At 50.5% G+C, this 14,449-nt stretch carries 14 protein-coding genes and 1 tRNA gene; 6 read left to right on the forward strand and 9 right to left on the reverse strand.

Annotation, left to right across the window (positions count from 1 at the left end; genetic code table 11):
• Nucleotides 1-36 precede the first annotated feature (36 nt).
• The 6 genes from LG219_RS03430 (at nt 37) to LG219_RS03455 (ending at nt 6,651) form a co-directional block, all read left to right on the forward strand.
• A complete protein-coding gene (locus LG219_RS03430; protein WP_226763136.1) occupies nt 37-2,352 on the forward strand; it encodes an MMPL family transporter in 2,316 nt (771 codons plus the stop codon).
• Nucleotides 2,353-2,392: 40 nt separating this feature from the next.
• Entirely contained in the window at nt 2,393-2,884 is a 492-nt protein-coding gene (locus LG219_RS03435) for a DUF3261 domain-containing protein (protein ID WP_226763137.1), read from the forward strand.
• Nucleotides 2,881-4,077 carry a beta-ketoacyl-[acyl-carrier-protein] synthase family protein gene (locus LG219_RS03440; protein ID WP_226763138.1) on the forward strand — a complete coding sequence of 399 codons (1,197 nt, stop codon included), beginning with the start codon at nt 2,881-2,883 and terminating at the stop codon, nt 4,075-4,077. The genes LG219_RS03435 and LG219_RS03440 overlap by 4 nt, the downstream gene beginning before the upstream one ends.
• Nucleotides 4,074-4,544, forward strand: a complete 471-nt coding sequence (locus LG219_RS03445; protein WP_226763139.1) for a hotdog family protein — start codon at nt 4,074-4,076, stop codon at nt 4,542-4,544. The genes LG219_RS03440 and LG219_RS03445 overlap by 4 nt, the downstream gene beginning before the upstream one ends.
• Before the next feature lie 10 nt (nt 4,545-4,554).
• The gene (gene fabG, locus LG219_RS03450; RefSeq protein ID WP_226763140.1) at nt 4,555-5,280 is read left to right on the forward strand and encodes a 3-oxoacyl-ACP reductase FabG; all 726 of its coding nucleotides are present in this window, start codon (nt 4,555-4,557) and stop codon (nt 5,278-5,280) included.
• A gap of 108 nt (nt 5,281-5,388) precedes the next feature.
• Nucleotides 5,389-6,651: a beta-ketoacyl-ACP synthase gene (locus LG219_RS03455; protein ID WP_226763141.1), complete on the forward strand. Its 1,263-nt coding sequence runs from the start codon at nt 5,389-5,391 to the stop codon at nt 6,649-6,651.
• 472 nt (nt 6,652-7,123) lie between these two features.
• Here the strand turns inward: LG219_RS03455 and LG219_RS03460 are convergent, their stop codons facing one another.
• From LG219_RS03460 to infC, 9 genes are all read right to left on the reverse strand, one after another.
• Complete coding sequence (locus tag LG219_RS03460) at nt 7,124-8,332, reverse strand: SGNH/GDSL hydrolase family protein (protein ID WP_226763142.1); 1,209 nt, start codon at nt 8,330-8,332, stop codon at nt 7,124-7,126.
• 554 nt (nt 8,333-8,886) lie between these two features.
• Nucleotides 8,887-8,963 (reverse strand) — tRNA-Pro (locus LG219_RS03465).
• A gap of 27 nt (nt 8,964-8,990) precedes the next feature.
• Entirely contained in the window at nt 8,991-9,359 is a 369-nt protein-coding gene (locus LG219_RS03470; RefSeq protein ID WP_226763143.1) for a MerR family transcriptional regulator, read from the reverse strand.
• Nucleotides 9,325-9,663: an integration host factor subunit alpha gene (locus LG219_RS03475; protein WP_182075091.1), complete on the reverse strand. Its 339-nt coding sequence runs from the start codon at nt 9,661-9,663 to the stop codon at nt 9,325-9,327. Before LG219_RS03475 ends, LG219_RS03470 begins: the two co-directional genes overlap by 35 nt.
• Nucleotides 9,663-12,017: a phenylalanine--tRNA ligase subunit beta gene (pheT, locus tag LG219_RS03480; protein ID WP_226763144.1), complete on the reverse strand. Its 2,355-nt coding sequence runs from the start codon at nt 12,015-12,017 to the stop codon at nt 9,663-9,665. The genes LG219_RS03475 and pheT overlap by 1 nt, the downstream gene beginning before the upstream one ends.
• Before the next feature lie 14 nt (nt 12,018-12,031).
• Nucleotides 12,032-13,027, reverse strand: coding sequence for a phenylalanine--tRNA ligase subunit alpha (gene pheS, locus LG219_RS03485; RefSeq protein WP_182075092.1), 996 nt, complete (start codon nt 13,025-13,027; stop codon nt 12,032-12,034).
• A 140-nt stretch (nt 13,028-13,167) separates the two neighbouring features.
• Nucleotides 13,168-13,527 carry a 50S ribosomal protein L20 gene (gene rplT, locus LG219_RS03490; RefSeq protein ID WP_226763146.1) on the reverse strand — a complete coding sequence of 120 codons (360 nt, stop codon included), beginning with the start codon at nt 13,525-13,527 and terminating at the stop codon, nt 13,168-13,170.
• 16 nt (nt 13,528-13,543) lie between these two features.
• Nucleotides 13,544-13,741: a 50S ribosomal protein L35 gene (gene rpmI / locus LG219_RS03495; protein ID WP_173533778.1), complete on the reverse strand. Its 198-nt coding sequence runs from the start codon at nt 13,739-13,741 to the stop codon at nt 13,544-13,546.
• Nucleotides 13,742-13,890: 149 nt separating this feature from the next.
• A complete protein-coding gene (infC, locus tag LG219_RS03500) occupies nt 13,891-14,421 on the reverse strand; it encodes a translation initiation factor IF-3 (protein WP_173534697.1) in 531 nt (176 codons plus the stop codon).
• Nucleotides 14,422-14,449: the final 28 nt, after the last annotated feature.

Here is a 14,449-nt window from a genome sequence, read left to right on the forward strand (position 1 = left end):
TATATATGGTGCAGCGGCATACTGATACTGGGTATTTTGCTAGCAACCCTGTTGCAACGCGGCTTGCCCTTGCAAACCAATTTGATGGCGATGCTACCGGCTGGCGAGAGCGATCCGGTGGTGCTGGCCGCTGTGCAGCAACTGGAGCAGCAATTGGGCGAGCGCAATGTACTGCTGATCGGCGCGCCTACCCGCGAAGCGGCCATGGCCGCCGCCGAGCAAGCGGCCAATAGCTTGACGCAATCGAGGGCTTTTGCCAGCGTGGTGCTGCGCCAACCGCGCAATGATGCATTGGCCAGCGCCACGGCGTTTCGCTACGCACTGGCGAGCCCAGCCACCATTGCGCAATTGCAACACGGTACGCTGGACGCTTATTTACAAGCACAAGCGGCGCAACTCTACGGGCCACTGGGCAATTTACGCAGCGCGCTACTGGCGCGCGATCCGCTGTTTTTGGCGGGCGATTTAATCGGCCGCCAAGTCGCCGGCGGCGTTGATTTTGACCCGGCCAGCGGCATGGTATTGCTGCGCGGTGAAAACAAATTTTGGGTACTGATCCAAGCCAAAAGCAACACCCGCGCCTTTGACGACAGCGCGTCAGATGAAAGCGGGCCACAAAAAACCGGCCCAGCGCCAACCGCGAAAGCGATAAATGCCGCCATCCATAGCGCCAAAATGGCCAGCGGCGTGGATGCCATTGCCGCTGGCGTGGCGCTGCATAGCGATCTGGCCAGCAAAAAAGCCAAAGCAGAAATCAGCCGCATTGGCGTCGGTTCATGGATCGGCTCGATTTTGCTGATGTGGCTGGCGTTTCGGCGCGTTTGGGCGATTGCGCTGTGCTTACTGCCCTTACTGATTGCCACTGGCGTAGCGATTGTTAGTACGGTGTCGATCATGGGCAGCTTGCATGTGATGACCTTGGTGTTTGGTGCCAGCTTGATTGGTGTGGCCATTGATTACGGCACGCATTGCTTTGCCGATAGTCTGGGCGCTGACCAAGATTGGACCATCGCCCAAGCCGTCCAGCAATTACGCCCAGCGCTGTTTTACGGCATGTTAACCAGCATCACGGGCTATCTGGCGCTGGCCATCGCGCCTTTTCCGGGCTTGCGAGAAATTGCCGTTTTTTCTGCCAGTGGATTAATCGCCGCCTATTTAACCGTGGTGCTGGCTTTTCCGACTTTGCTAAAAAACTACCGCCCCAATACCAAGGGTATGCGTCTGACTAATTTATTGCTTAAAGCCTATACGCGTATACCCAGCAAAAAATACCTTATTCTGTTGCTCATTCCCCTGCTCTATGGCTTAAGCCAATTACGCGCCGATGATCATCTACAGCGTTTTTACACCGTTGATCCAGCGCTGGGCCAAATGGAGCTGCGCATCAAAACCTTGTTTCGCCATGCGCCCGAGAGTCAATTTTTCTTGATTGAAGGCCGCAGCGCAGACCAAGTTTTGCAACGTGAACAAGCGCTACTAACCCAACTCAGCCCATTGCTGGCCAATAACACCATCAGCGCCACCCGCTCGTTGTCGCAGCATTTGCCCGATATCGCCAGCCAAGCGCGGCATCTGCACGTTTTAAAAACGGCGCTTTCGGCACCGCAATACAGCGCTTGGCTACGTGAATTGGGCTTATCTGAGGCAGCCATTGCCGCCGATCAAATCGCATTAGCACAAGCACAGCCGGTCAATATCGAGCAATGGCTTAAGAGCGATTTGGGCCGTGCCGATGCGATGCTCTGGCTGGGGCAAACTGAACGCGGTTTTGCCTCTTTGCTCTTGGTGTCCAATATCCAAAATAAAGCCGCGCTGGCGGGTATTTCACTCGATGGCGTGCGCTTTGTCGATCGAGTGAACGATTTATCCGAGCTCATGGCGCGTTACCGCAATATTGCCTTGCTGCTCACCGCGTTGTCTTTGTTACTGATGGCGGCGTTAATGACGCCACGGCATGGCTGGCGCGGGGCAGTGCTGATTATTTTACCGTCGGTTTTGGCGGCACTGGGCGCGTTGGCGCTGTTTGGCATACTGGGTATTGCCTTAAACATCTTTTCTGCCTTTGCCTTGCTGATCGTACTGGCACTGGGTATTGATTACGCGATTTTCTTTCGCGAGTCCGGCGAAGAAGCGCATCAAGCGATGCTCGGCGTCACGCTCGATTCAAGCACCACCTTGCTGTCGTTTGGGCTGCTGGCCATGTCTAGCCTACCGGCTGCGCAATCGTTTGGCATGATGGTGTTATTCGGCATTACGCTGGCGTTTATTTTTGCGCCAATGGCCAGACTGGCCCCAGCGGCCAATCATCCGGATGAACGACCGTTGCAGAGTGAGAAGCAGCATGCTGTTTAATAGTGATCTACCGTCTGCGTCAGCCCAAAACGCTCGGTTCATGCCGTGGTTGTATCGGCTGAGCATCGCTTTGCTCTGCAGTTTGTTACTGGCGTGCAGTCACGCGCCTTTGCTGCCAGTGGCGCAATTTACGCCGCTGGCGCAAAGCGAGTTACTGACCATCAACAGCGGCGAGCACACATTGGCCTTTACCGCCCGAGTCGAAAGTGACGGCCAAACCTTGCGCGTAGTGGCCATTAGCCCAACCGGACAACGCTTATTTAGCCTGACCCGTGTTGGCGATCAACTCATCACCGAGGCTGGCCCTTGGTGGCCCAAACTAATTCCACTGGACGCGGTCTGGCGTGATTTTGAAATCACCCACGCGCCGCTTGATGCGGTACTGCCAGCGCACTGGCAACGTCACCGTGAAAACGGCGTTACGCATTGGTGGTATCGCGGCAAAAAATACGCCGAGGTCAGCCATAGCGCCGGTAAAATTGAGCTGAAGCGCCCCGAGTATGGGTTAAGTATTGAGGTATTGCCCGAATGAGCACGTATTTAAACAGCCTTGGGCTGATATCCCCCCTCGGTATCGGCCACGCCGCAACGATGGCCGCACTGCTAGCTGGTCAACATGGCTTGACGCCAGCGCCGAGTACGCTGATTGATCGCCCGACTATGATTGGCGCGGTGACGGCGCAATTACCCAAGTTGCCGCCGCAATGGGCGCAATTTCACAGTCGCAACAATCAACTACTCTACGCCGCCAGCCAACAAATTGACGCCGAAATTCGCGCTGCCATTACGCGCTTTGGCGCGGCGCGCGTGGCGATTATTTTAGGCAGCAGCACCTCGGGCGTAGCCGAAAGCGAAGCGGCGATGGCCGCGCTTGCGCGTGGCGAAGCTGCGCCCGAAAACTACAGTTATTTACGCCAAGAAATGGCCGATCCGGCGCGGTTTTTGGCCGAGCTGTATCAGATTCAAGGCCCAGCGTATGTGATTTCGACGGCCTGCTCCAGCAGTGGCCGAGCCTTTATGGCCGCGCGCCGACTGCTTCAAATGAATCTGGTCGATGTAGTGATTTGCGGCGGAGTGGATAGCTTGTGCCAACTCACCCTCAATGGTTTTGCAGCACTAGCGTCCATCAGTGCAACGCAATGCCAGCCGTTTCATGCTAAGCGCGATGGCATTAATATCGGCGAAGCAGCCGCGCTGATGCTGATGAGCCGAGAACCCGGTCCTGTGCAGCTCATCGGTTGCGGCGCCAGTAGCGACGCGCATCATATTTCAGCCCCCCATCCGCAAGGACATGGCGCAGTCGCGGCGATGCGTGCCGCGCTCAACGATGCGGCATTGGCGGCCAAACACATCGATTACCTGAATCTACATGGCACAGCAACGCCATTAAATGACGCAATGGAAAGCCTGGCAGTTCACGATGTATTTGCTGGGTATTTGCCGCCAAGCAGCAGTACCAAATCGCTCACAGGACATACCCTTGGGGCAGCCGGTGCCATTGAAGCGGCATTTTGCTGGCTGCTGTTGCAGCCCGCACTCAACCCTTTGCAGCAACTGCCCGCGCCCCTGAACGATAACGGTTGCGATGACGGATTTGACCCCGCCTTACCCAAACTCAACTGGGCGCAAGCGGGACAACGCTATCCGCTGCACACCGCAATGAGTAATTCTTTTGCCTTTGGCGGCAATAATGTCAGCCTGATCTTGCAGCGAGTTCCGACATGACCCACCCACACTACTTACCGCATGAGGTCTTGCCCCATGCTGCGCCGATGATTTTGCTCGATCGCATCCTTGAATTTGATGCACACAGCCTGACTGCAGCGCTCACCGTGCCAGCCAATGGCCTATTTAATGATCCAGCGCTCGGCGGTGCTGTGCCGGCCTATGTGGCGATTGAATACATGGCCCAAGCCATTGCCGCCCTTGATGGCTGTCATGCGCGGCGTAGCGGCCAAGCGCCCAAAATTGGTTTTTTGTTGGGCACGCGCCGCTTTGAGAGCAATGTGCCCTGCTTTCAACCCGGTACACAGCTCACCGTTCACGTCAACGAAGTCATCAAGGGCGATAATGGCATGGTCGTGTTTGCCGCGGCCGTGAGCGGCGTGGCAAGGGATGAATCAGCCATTGAAGTTACGGCGCGGATTAATGGCTTTCAACCCGAAAACCCGAGCGACTTTTTAAGCAATTAAGCGAAAAACCATGCATACAATTTTAATTACCGGCGCCAGCGGTGGCCTTGGCCGCGCCATGGCGCTCAAATTAGCCAGCGATGGTTTTGATTTGATTTTGCATTACCACCGCAATCAAAGCAGCGTGCTTGCGCTGCAACAACAGATTATCGCGCTAGGCCGGCAAGCGCGATTGATCTGCTTTGACGTAACCGATCGCGCGCAAACCCGAGCGGCAATTGAAGACGATGTGGCCGCACATGGCGCGCCATACGGCGTGATTATCAACGCTGGCATTACGCGGGATACGGCGTTTCCGGCGATGACAGATGACGATTGGGATCGGGTGCTCAGTACCAATTTGGATGGCTTTTATAATGTGCTGCACCCCCTATCCATGCCCATGATACGCCGGCGGCAACCTGGGCGGATTGTGGCGATTGCTTCGGTATCGGGCATGATTGGCAATCGCGGGCAAGTCAATTACAGCGCCGCTAAAGCCGGTTTAATCGGCGCGTGTAAGGCATTAGCACTCGAATTGGCCAGCCGAAAAATCACCGTCAACTGCGTCGCCCCAGGACTGATCGAAACCGAGATGATTCAAGATTTGCCAGCACTAGAAGACATTAAAAAAATGATCCCTATGGGGCGAATGGGCCAGCCCGCAGAAGTTGCGGCGGCGGTGAGTTATTTGATGAGCGAGGGTGCAGCGTATACCACGCGGCAAGTGATTGCAGTGAATGGCGGATTATGTTGATTCGTTGATTCGTTGATACAAAAGTTTTATGGCAGATGTATTTTTGGCTAATGTATTTTTGGCTAATGTAGCAAAAACTTTTGTTTAACTACCTAGGTAAAGACGTAAATGAAACGAGTTGTTGTTACCGGCATGGCCGGCATCTCTTCTTTGGGCAGTGATTGGCCAACCATTGCCGCTGCGATGCGCGCAGGGAAGACCGGCATCCGCCGCATGGATGACTGGGCGCAGTACCAAGATCTTAACACCTTGTTGGCAGGCCCTATTCCTGATTTTGCGCTGCCAGCGCACTATACCCGTAAGCAAACCCGTTCAATGGGCCGCGTGGCCAAAATGTCAGTACTGGCATCCGAATACGCGCTGGCGGATGCTGGCTTACTGGGCAATCCGCTGATTCAAAATGGCAGCATGGGCGTGGCCTATGGCTCGTCCATTGGCAGTACCGATGCGGTGCGCGAATTTGGTTATGCGCTGATCGAAAAAGATGTTAATGGCCTAAGCGCCAACTCTTACCTCAGGATGATGAGTCATACTTCGGCGGTCAATATTGGGGTGTATTTTGGATTAAAAGGTCGTGTCATCCCCACATCGAGCGCCTGCACTTCGGGCAGCCAAGGCATTGGTTACGCCTATGAGGCGATCAAATATGGTCAGCAACTGATGATGATTGCCGGTGGCGCTGAAGCGCTATGCCCCACCGAGGCCATGGTGTTTGATACGCTTTATGCCACCAGCACCCAAAACGATGCGCCACACACCACGCCGCGCCCGTTTGATGCGCATCGTGATGGGCTGGTCATTGGCGAAGGCGCAGGTACGCTGATTTTAGAAGAACTCGAACATGCGCTGGCGCGCGGCGCGCGGATTCATGCCGAGATTGTCGGTTTTGCCTGTAACTCAGACGGCGCGCATGTGACTCGGCCTGAAACCGCCACCATGGAAGTGGCAATGCGACTAGCGCTGGCCAATGCAGGACTCAATGCCAGCGACATCGGCTATGTAAATGCACATGGCACCGCCACTGATCAAGGTGATATTGCGGAAAGCCAAGCGACTTACCGCGTTTTTGGTGAGCAAATCCCCTTTAGTTCACTCAAGGGATATTTTGGCCACACACTGGGCGCATGCGGCGCACTAGAGGCATGGATGACCATCGAAATGCTCAATCGGGGCTGGTACGCAGGTAATGTCAACCTAGATACCGTTGACCCCGCTTGCGGTGCACTCGATTATCTACCAGTGGCTGGGCGTGAACTCAATTGCCAATATGCCATGAGCAATAATTTTGCCTTTGGCGGCATCAATACTTCTTTGATTTTGCGCCGAGGACAAGACGTCCTCGCAACAACCCCACATCTTAATGCAACGTGAGGTCGAGACGAATTACAGCCTTAGACCTCACCATCTACGTACGCCAACCAAAGTTCAATCCAGAGGGGTTGCTGCGGCACAATATGTTGCGTGAGGGCGAGGTTTTCTAGTTCGTGATGTGACATGATGCACTCCAAAAAGATAAAGACAAGTTCGTCAAGATCCTCTTTATGTTGCACTGCAGCATTGATAAAAATCAATGCTCACGCCATCTACCTCGCTATTTCCAACAAAATAACACGCCTGAATAGCACAAAAATTACTACGTAATTGCAGCGTAATACTTAGCAAGTTGCACCACCAAATACTCCGCAATAATGATTACCATCCCAACAAAGCTGCTTGCAGATTTTCGGCAAATTAATTTTTATCCCGAGCAAGGTAAAGGCAAAACGCTGATTGAGCCGCATTCTAAATATAAAAAAACCGCGTCAAGCCTTAAGCCGAACGCGGTTTTTTATACGCTAAAAAATTACTTAACGTACCCAGCAGCCATCGCCGTCGCAGCGGCGGCTTTACCCCAAGCCGTGTGCCCAGCAACCGAAGGATGAACGCCATCGGCAAACAGATAATTTATATCTGCATTCACTGCCACCAAGGTTTTAGGATTACATGTCAGTGCAGAGACTTTGCTTGGATCGACACTCGGCGGTAAAGGCGTCGCGGATGGCGTTGCATCGTTATTACACGCCATGGCGCTGGTATTGACCAAACCAAAACTTGCCGGGCTAGAAATGGCCGTAGCCACGAGTCCTGCGGTGTTATAAACCAGCACTTGCTTCGCGGCGATTTCGTTCGCTAAACCCGCTGCAACCGCTTGGTTGTAAGCCGTCGAAATCGAAGTGGCCAAGCCTTTTAATGGCGTCGATGCAAACTGTGGCGTTACCCCCAAATCGGGCATATTGGCATACACCACTTTGGTCGCGCCCATCGCAACCAGTGTTTTCACTTGAGTGACCATGGCCAATGCATTCTTGCTAATTTCAGTTTGAGCCGTCGCGGGGTCGATCTTACCTTCGGCAACCCCTCCTAAGAAAGCAAAGAAATCATTTGGACCGCCTTGAATCAATACCAGCTGGCTCGGATTAAAGCTGGTACGCGCCGCTTTGTATTTGGCGATTTGGCCTTTGATTGATAATGCCGTTGCCGATTGATATGTAACGCCAGGTGCCACTGTAATCAGGCCATTATTAATCGGCTGACCTTTGGCATTGACCGTGAGCTCAGTTTCAATTCTTGCACCACCCTCAGCATAAGCGGTGCCACCAAAATCATAAATTTTACCCATAGAGCCAGCAGTGCCGACAGGTGCGCCAGTCGCTGGGTTAATGCCACTAAAATTAACTAAACGATTTGGAATGAGATATAAACCATATTCATTTGCCAGCACTTCAGTCCAAACAACCCCCGGAGTGGGCTGATCTGGCTTACCGTCGACTTTGAGGATGGGCTTAGTGGTAAATCGCAGACCCAGTGGCTGATCATTCGTCGTATCGGCATCGGCTGTCGTCGGGTTATACGTGCCCACATCACTGAGGCTATCACCAAAGGAAACAACTTCTTTAATATTGCGGGTGTCCGGTGGGATGCTGACATCACCTCCGCCACCACATGCGGCGAGTAAAGAGGTCAGCAGCAAAACAGCAAGTGGACAACTAGCCCGTGGCAGCGAAATATTCATCTAAATCTCCCGTCTTGTTATGGTTCACCACAACCCAAAGCCCGATGCTCTGTCGTTGAGAAACAAACTTCATGCTACGAATCAAACTCATGTTTAACAAGCCTAGGGCTATCCCTAGGTCAGCTCAGTACCAACTCAATAGTCGGCAAAAGTCAGCTAAACGTAAGCAATGGGCGCTCTATTATGCCAATGGCAAATCAGCGCAAGATTGGCCTATTTAGCCAGTTCATATCTTTTATAGAGAACATTTCACTTCTACAGCATCTTACTAATCCAGACGTAAACTTACGCCTACCGACAAGAAACCACAAAAACTTCAGCTCACCCAAGGGCTAGAATGCGCGGCAATGCTGTATTTAAAAAACGACACACAAGTCAACTCGACCACTTAAAGTGGCTCCAGATTAAATAAATACAATTTTTATACCGAGTTAAAGCGATACACGTCCTTCAAGGGCCGATGACAGAATGACGTGCTCTATTTTGCCGAATCACAGAAAAAGCAGGTAAAAAAAATGGGCTACAACAGTGAAGTTGTAACCCATTGATTTGATTGGTCGGAATAGCGGGATTCGAACTCGCGACCCCTTGGACCCCATCCAAGTGCGCTACCAGGCTGCGCTATATTCCGAGAGGCCGTATATTAACTCAAACAAACTTACTGTTCAAGCCATGCTAGCAAATCCTCTAACTCATGACGAACTTCGGTCAAACTGACTTCACCGCAACCATAGTCGCCAACTTCAGCCATCGACACACCCAATTGATTACGCGCCCCACTAATGGTAAATCCTTGCTCATAAAGCAAAGAGCGAATTCGTCGAACTAGCAGCACCTCATGGTGCTGATAGTAGCGTCGATTACCACGCCGTTTCACCGGTTTAAGTTGCGTAAACTCTTGCTCCCAATACCGCAAAACATGGGGTTTTACACCACATAATTCGCTAACTTCACCAATGGTGAAGTAGCGTTTTGCTGGGATTGATGGCAAATCACTGGTTGGAATAACGCTGCTGGAGCTTTGCATAGTGGATTTCGACCATTCCCTTCAGCTTTTGACTTGCATGAAATGTAACCACGCGGCGCGCAGAAATTGGGATTTCTTCGCCGGTTTTAGGGTTACGTCCTGGACGTTGCGGTTTATCACGGAGTTGAAAATTGCCAAAGCCAGATAATTTGACGGTATCGCCTTCTGATAATGAAGCACGAACTTCATCAAAAAAAGACTCCACCATATCTTTGGCTTCGCGTTTATTCAAACCCACCTTGTCGAATAACATATCGGCAAGATCTGCTTTTGTCAGTGTTAATGTGCTTGTTTCGTACTGCATTATGCTCTCAAGATCGCGCCGCATTCCTCTGCCTTCTGGAGTAATTTTGCTACTGCTATATCGATTTCTTCGTCGGTCAAAGTTTTTAAAGTATCTTGCAGCAAGATTTTGAATGCAAGACTCTTTTTGCCATCTGGCAAACCCTTACCGCGATAAACATCGAAAACTTCTACTGATGAAATAATAGGTAATTTTAAACTTTCAAATGCTAACAGCAAGCTTCCTACTGCGAGCGACTCATCCATTAGCAATGCTAAATCACGACGTACAATTTGAAATTTAGCGATTGGTTCCGCTTGCAACTTCGTCACTTGCGTCAATGCTGCAACTGAAAGTTCAAAAACAACCGGTGCAAAAGCCAAACCATACGACTGAACCCACTGCGGATGTACTTCACCCAACACACCGATTACTTCGCCATCTAGCACCACTTCAGCGGAACGACCAGGATGAAGCGCCGGATGATTGACTCGACGATACTCAGCAACCCGTGGCGAAAGTAACGCTTCAACATCGGCTTTTATATCATAAAAATCAACACGTTCTTTGGCTACACCCCATTGCTCGGCAAAACGATTACCCCATGCTAACGCAGCAATTCGTTCAGGTTGTTGATGTGCCGCAACGCCTTGAAAGACGCGAGCGACTTCAAACAAACGAACACGGTCTTGTTTTCGATTTAAATTGTGTTGCAATCCGGCGACTAAACCACCAATCAAGGTTGAGCGCATCACGCTCATTTGACTGGCAATTGGATTCATCAAGCGAATGGGTGCACTATTTGCTGCAAAATCTGTTTCCCATTTTTCTTCCACAAAAGCGTAAGAAATGGTTTCTTGATAATTACGCGAAGCTAGAATCGATTTTAGAACATTCTTGCTACGGCGATCACCAGCTTGCGGCAACATGCTCATCCGCGCTAGCGATGGACTCACTGGAATATTGTCATACCCAAAAACACGCGCTACTTCTTCGATCAGATCTTCTTCGATTTCAATATCAAAGCGATATGATGGCGGCGTTACAGTAATCACGTCTGCAGACAATTCACATACTAAACCAAGGCCTTGTAACATCGCCATAATTTCAGCGGCAGGCAAGCTAATGCCAAGCACTTTAGCCACACGGCTCACGCGCAATGCAACGGGTAGGCGAGCTGGTAACGTGGTTAATTGTTCCGTCACTGGGCCAACTTGACCGCCACAAATTTCGACGACCAATTGCGTAGCACGCTCCAGCGCTTCGCGCACATTGCCAAAATCGATGCCACGCTCAAAACGGTGGCTCGAATCCGAAGAAAAGCCAAAGCGACGCGCTTTACCGGCAATGACGTCTGGCGCAAAAAAGGCTGATTCTAAGAAAATATCTTGAGTGCTTTCCGTTACGCTCGACGCCAATCCGCCCATGATGCCGGCCAGAGCCAACACTTCATGATCATCGGCAATAACGAGCAAGTCGTCAGTCAGCATCAATTCTTTTTCATTTAGCAAGGTGATGGACTCACCCGCTTTAGCAAAACGCACTTGTACGCCACCTGACAACTTAGCCGCGTCAAACGCGTGCATTGGCTGACCAAGCTCAAGCAAAACGTAATTTGTAATATCCACAATCGCCGAGATCGAACGAATACCCGAACGCTCCAACCGTTGCTTCATCCAATCGGGTGTTGTCGCAGCCTGGTTGATGCCTTGAATAAGACGGCCCGCATAACGAGGGCAAGCCGTTTGTGCGTTCAATGCAACAGCAATTGCAGCATCGGTACTCATCGCTGCTGTTTCAATTACAACAGGGCTTAAGCTTGATTGGGTTAATGCTGCGACTTCACGTGCAATACCACGAATCGATAAGCAATCTGTACGATTAGGCGTGAGCTTTAAGGTCAACAAACGATCATCAAGCGCCAAAAATTCGCGAATCGACATACCCACAGGGGCATTGCTCGGCAGCACATATAAACCATCGATGTCTGAAGCAATACCCATCTCGTCACCCGAGCACAGCATGCCTGATGATTCAATACCGCGAACTTTGGCTTTTTTAATTTTAAAGTTGCCAGGTAAAACCGCACCGATACGAGCACACGGCACTTTTAAGCCTGCGGCCACATTCGGTGCGCCGCAAACGATTTGTAGTGGCTCAGCTTCACCCACATTGACGCTACATACATTTAAGCGATCGGCATCAGGATGCTTGGTAACACTTAGTACTTCAGCGACAAAAACATCAGAAAATGCAGGTGCTGCGGCTTCATTTTCTTCGACTTCCAAACCGGCCATTGTCAACAAATGCGCAAGTTCATCTGAATTAAGCGCTGGATTAACCCAGCTACGCAGCCATTGTTCTGAAAATTGCATGATTGATGCTCCGCTTATTTGAATTGGGACAAGAAAGACACGTCGTTTTCAAAAAACAACCGCAAATCATTCACGCCGTAGTACAGCATCGCAAATCGATCCAAACCAATGCCAAAAGCAAAACCGGTATATTTTTCTGAATCAATATTCACACTTTTTAAAACATTCGGATGCACCATGCCGCAACCGCCCACTTCCATCCAGCCTTTCGACCATTTCACGTCGATTTCAGCTGATGGCTCAGTAAATGGAAAGAACGAAGGACGGAAACGAACTTCCAAATCATCACGCTCGAAAAAGCGCCGCAAAAAGTCAACGATGACACTTTTTAAATCAGCAAAAGACACGCCCTCTTCTACCCACAAACCTTCCATTTGATGGAACATCGGTGAATGGGTCGCGTCAGAATCGACACGATAAACACGGCCTGGCGCGATAATTTTAATGGGCGGCTCGTTATCCAGCATATAGCGAACTTGAATCGGGCTGGTATGCGTGCGCAATACCAAAGGCTCGCCTTCACTTTCAATATAAAAAGTGTCTTGCATCGCGCGTGCAGGATGATTTTTTGGAATGTTGAGTGCTTCGAAATTATGAAAGTCATTTTCAATTTCGGGGCCATCTGCAACCGCAAAACCCATGCTACCGAACAAAGCCTCAATCCGTTGCTGTACTAACGTGACTGGATGTAAGCCACCTTTCGCATGCCCACGGCCGGGCAACGAGACATCCAAAGCTTCGGCGGCGAGTTGTGCTGCCAATTTTTCTGCAGCAATACCATCACGCTTGGCGTTCAGTGCGGCTTCAAAAGCTTGCTTGGTTTGATTGACTTGAGCGCCAAACGCTTTTTTTTCATCAGCAGGCATTGCAGCCAGCAGTTTCATCAAGGCGGTGATCTGACCTTGCTTTCCGATGTAATGCGCTTTGACAATTTCGAGTTCAACTGGATCATTTGTCGCATCAAGTGCGGCCAAACCAGCGTCAAGCAAGGCTTGCATATTTGCAACCATGTTTTAGGCCCGATAAGTAGTGAGGAGAGAAAAAGCTAAATTAAATAAGCGATGCAGCCCATTTAATTTAAATTTTTCACGAAAAAACAAGTGAATAAAAAAGGGAGGCTGAAAGCCTCCCTCATTACCGGCAGTACCGATTAAGCAGTCAGGCTTGCTTTAGCTTGTTCAACAAACGCAGCAAAAGCTGGCTTGTCAAAGATTGCCATGTCGGCCAAAACTTTACGGTCAACTTCAATACCGGCTTTTTTCAAGCCATTCATGAAGCGGCTGTATGCCAGACCACACTCACGGGAAGCAGCGTTGATACGTGCAATCCAGAGTTGACGGAACTGACGTTTTTTCTGACGACGATCACGGTATGCATATTGACCTGCCTTCATTACCGCTTGTTTAGCGACACGATAGACATTTTTACGACGACCACGATAGCCTTTAGCCAGGGCTAAGACTTTCTTATGACGAGCTCGAGCGGTGACACCACGTTTAACGCGAGGCATATTTTATCTCCTAGGGTTAAGCGTAAGGCATCATTGCACGAACGGACTTCATATTGGTTGCATCAACCATAGAAGTGCCGCGCAATTGGCGCTTAGTTTTAGTCGTTTTCTTGGTCAAGATGTGGCGTTTGAAAGCGTGACTACGCTTTACACCACCACCGCCAAGTACTTTGAAGCGCTTTTTAGCACTACTCTTGGTTTTCATTTTAGGCATTACTTACTCCAACTAGCCTTAGCTCAAATGAGCTTATTAGATTAGGCAAAAGGGCGTCTATTGTTGCCAATCGAACTTAATACCCGCCACCCCACCGCGACTACCAGCCAATAACTACATTGGCTTTAACAGGTGTAGTCGCCAACCCGTTATACTTTTTTCTTAGGTCCAAGCATCATCACCATCTGGCGACCTTCGAGCTTCGGATATTGCTCAACTACAGCCAATTCAGCTAAGTCAGCCTCAACTCGTTTGAGCTGTGCCATACCAATCTCTTGGTGAGCCATCTCACGACCACGGAAACGTAATGTAAATTTGCATTTATCGCCCTCATTTAAGAAGCGAATTGCACCACGTAATTTAACTTGGTAATCGTTTTCATCCGTGCTCGGGCGCAGCTTAATTTCTTTAACCTGTACCTGCTTTTGCTTGAGCTTGGCAGCGTGCTTTTTCTTAGCCTCTTCGTACCGGAATTTACCGTAATCCATTAATCGGCAAACCGGAGGCTGAGCATTCGGCGCGATCTCTACCAGATCTACCTCTGCCTCTTCAGCCAGTTGAAGGGCTTGATTCAGGGAGACGATACCGAGTTGTTCGCCTTCCACACCTTGCAAACGAATTTCACGCGCGGTGATTTCACCATTAATACGCGGGCCTTTATCTTGAGCAGCTATTGTTATTACTCCAAGTCATTCAAAAACAAAACCG

Source organism: Deefgea salmonis (genome assembly GCF_020531905.1).
Classification (GTDB): domain Bacteria; phylum Pseudomonadota; class Gammaproteobacteria; order Burkholderiales; family Chitinibacteraceae; genus Deefgea; species Deefgea salmonis.

Coding starts and splice junctions, on each gene's coding strand:
- LG219_RS03435 (WP_226763137.1), top strand. CDS start 2,393: ATGCCGTGGTTGTATCGGCTGAGCATCGCTTTGCTCTGCAGTTTGTTA.
- LG219_RS03440 (WP_226763138.1), top strand. CDS start 2,881: ATGAGCACGTATTTAAACAGCCTTGGGCTGATATCCCCCCTCGGTATC.
- LG219_RS03445 (WP_226763139.1), top strand. CDS start 4,074: ATGACCCACCCACACTACTTACCGCATGAGGTCTTGCCCCATGCTGCG.
- fabG (WP_226763140.1), top strand. CDS start 4,555: ATGCATACAATTTTAATTACCGGCGCCAGCGGTGGCCTTGGCCGCGCC.
- LG219_RS03455 (WP_226763141.1), top strand. CDS start 5,389: ATGAAACGAGTTGTTGTTACCGGCATGGCCGGCATCTCTTCTTTGGGC.
- LG219_RS03460 (WP_226763142.1), bottom strand. CDS start 8,332: ATGAATATTTCGCTGCCACGGGCTAGTTGTCCACTTGCTGTTTTGCTG.
- LG219_RS03470 (WP_226763143.1), bottom strand. CDS start 9,359: ATGCAAAGCTCCAGCAGCGTTATTCCAACCAGTGATTTGCCATCAATC.
- LG219_RS03475 (WP_182075091.1), bottom strand. CDS start 9,663: ATGCAGTACGAAACAAGCACATTAACACTGACAAAAGCAGATCTTGCC.
- pheT (WP_226763144.1), bottom strand. CDS start 12,017: ATGCAATTTTCAGAACAATGGCTGCGTAGCTGGGTTAATCCAGCGCTT.
- pheS (WP_182075092.1), bottom strand. CDS start 13,027: ATGGTTGCAAATATGCAAGCCTTGCTTGACGCTGGTTTGGCCGCACTT.
- rplT (WP_226763146.1), bottom strand. CDS start 13,527: ATGCCTCGCGTTAAACGTGGTGTCACCGCTCGAGCTCGTCATAAGAAA.
- rpmI (WP_173533778.1), bottom strand. CDS start 13,741: ATGCCTAAAATGAAAACCAAGAGTAGTGCTAAAAAGCGCTTCAAAGTA.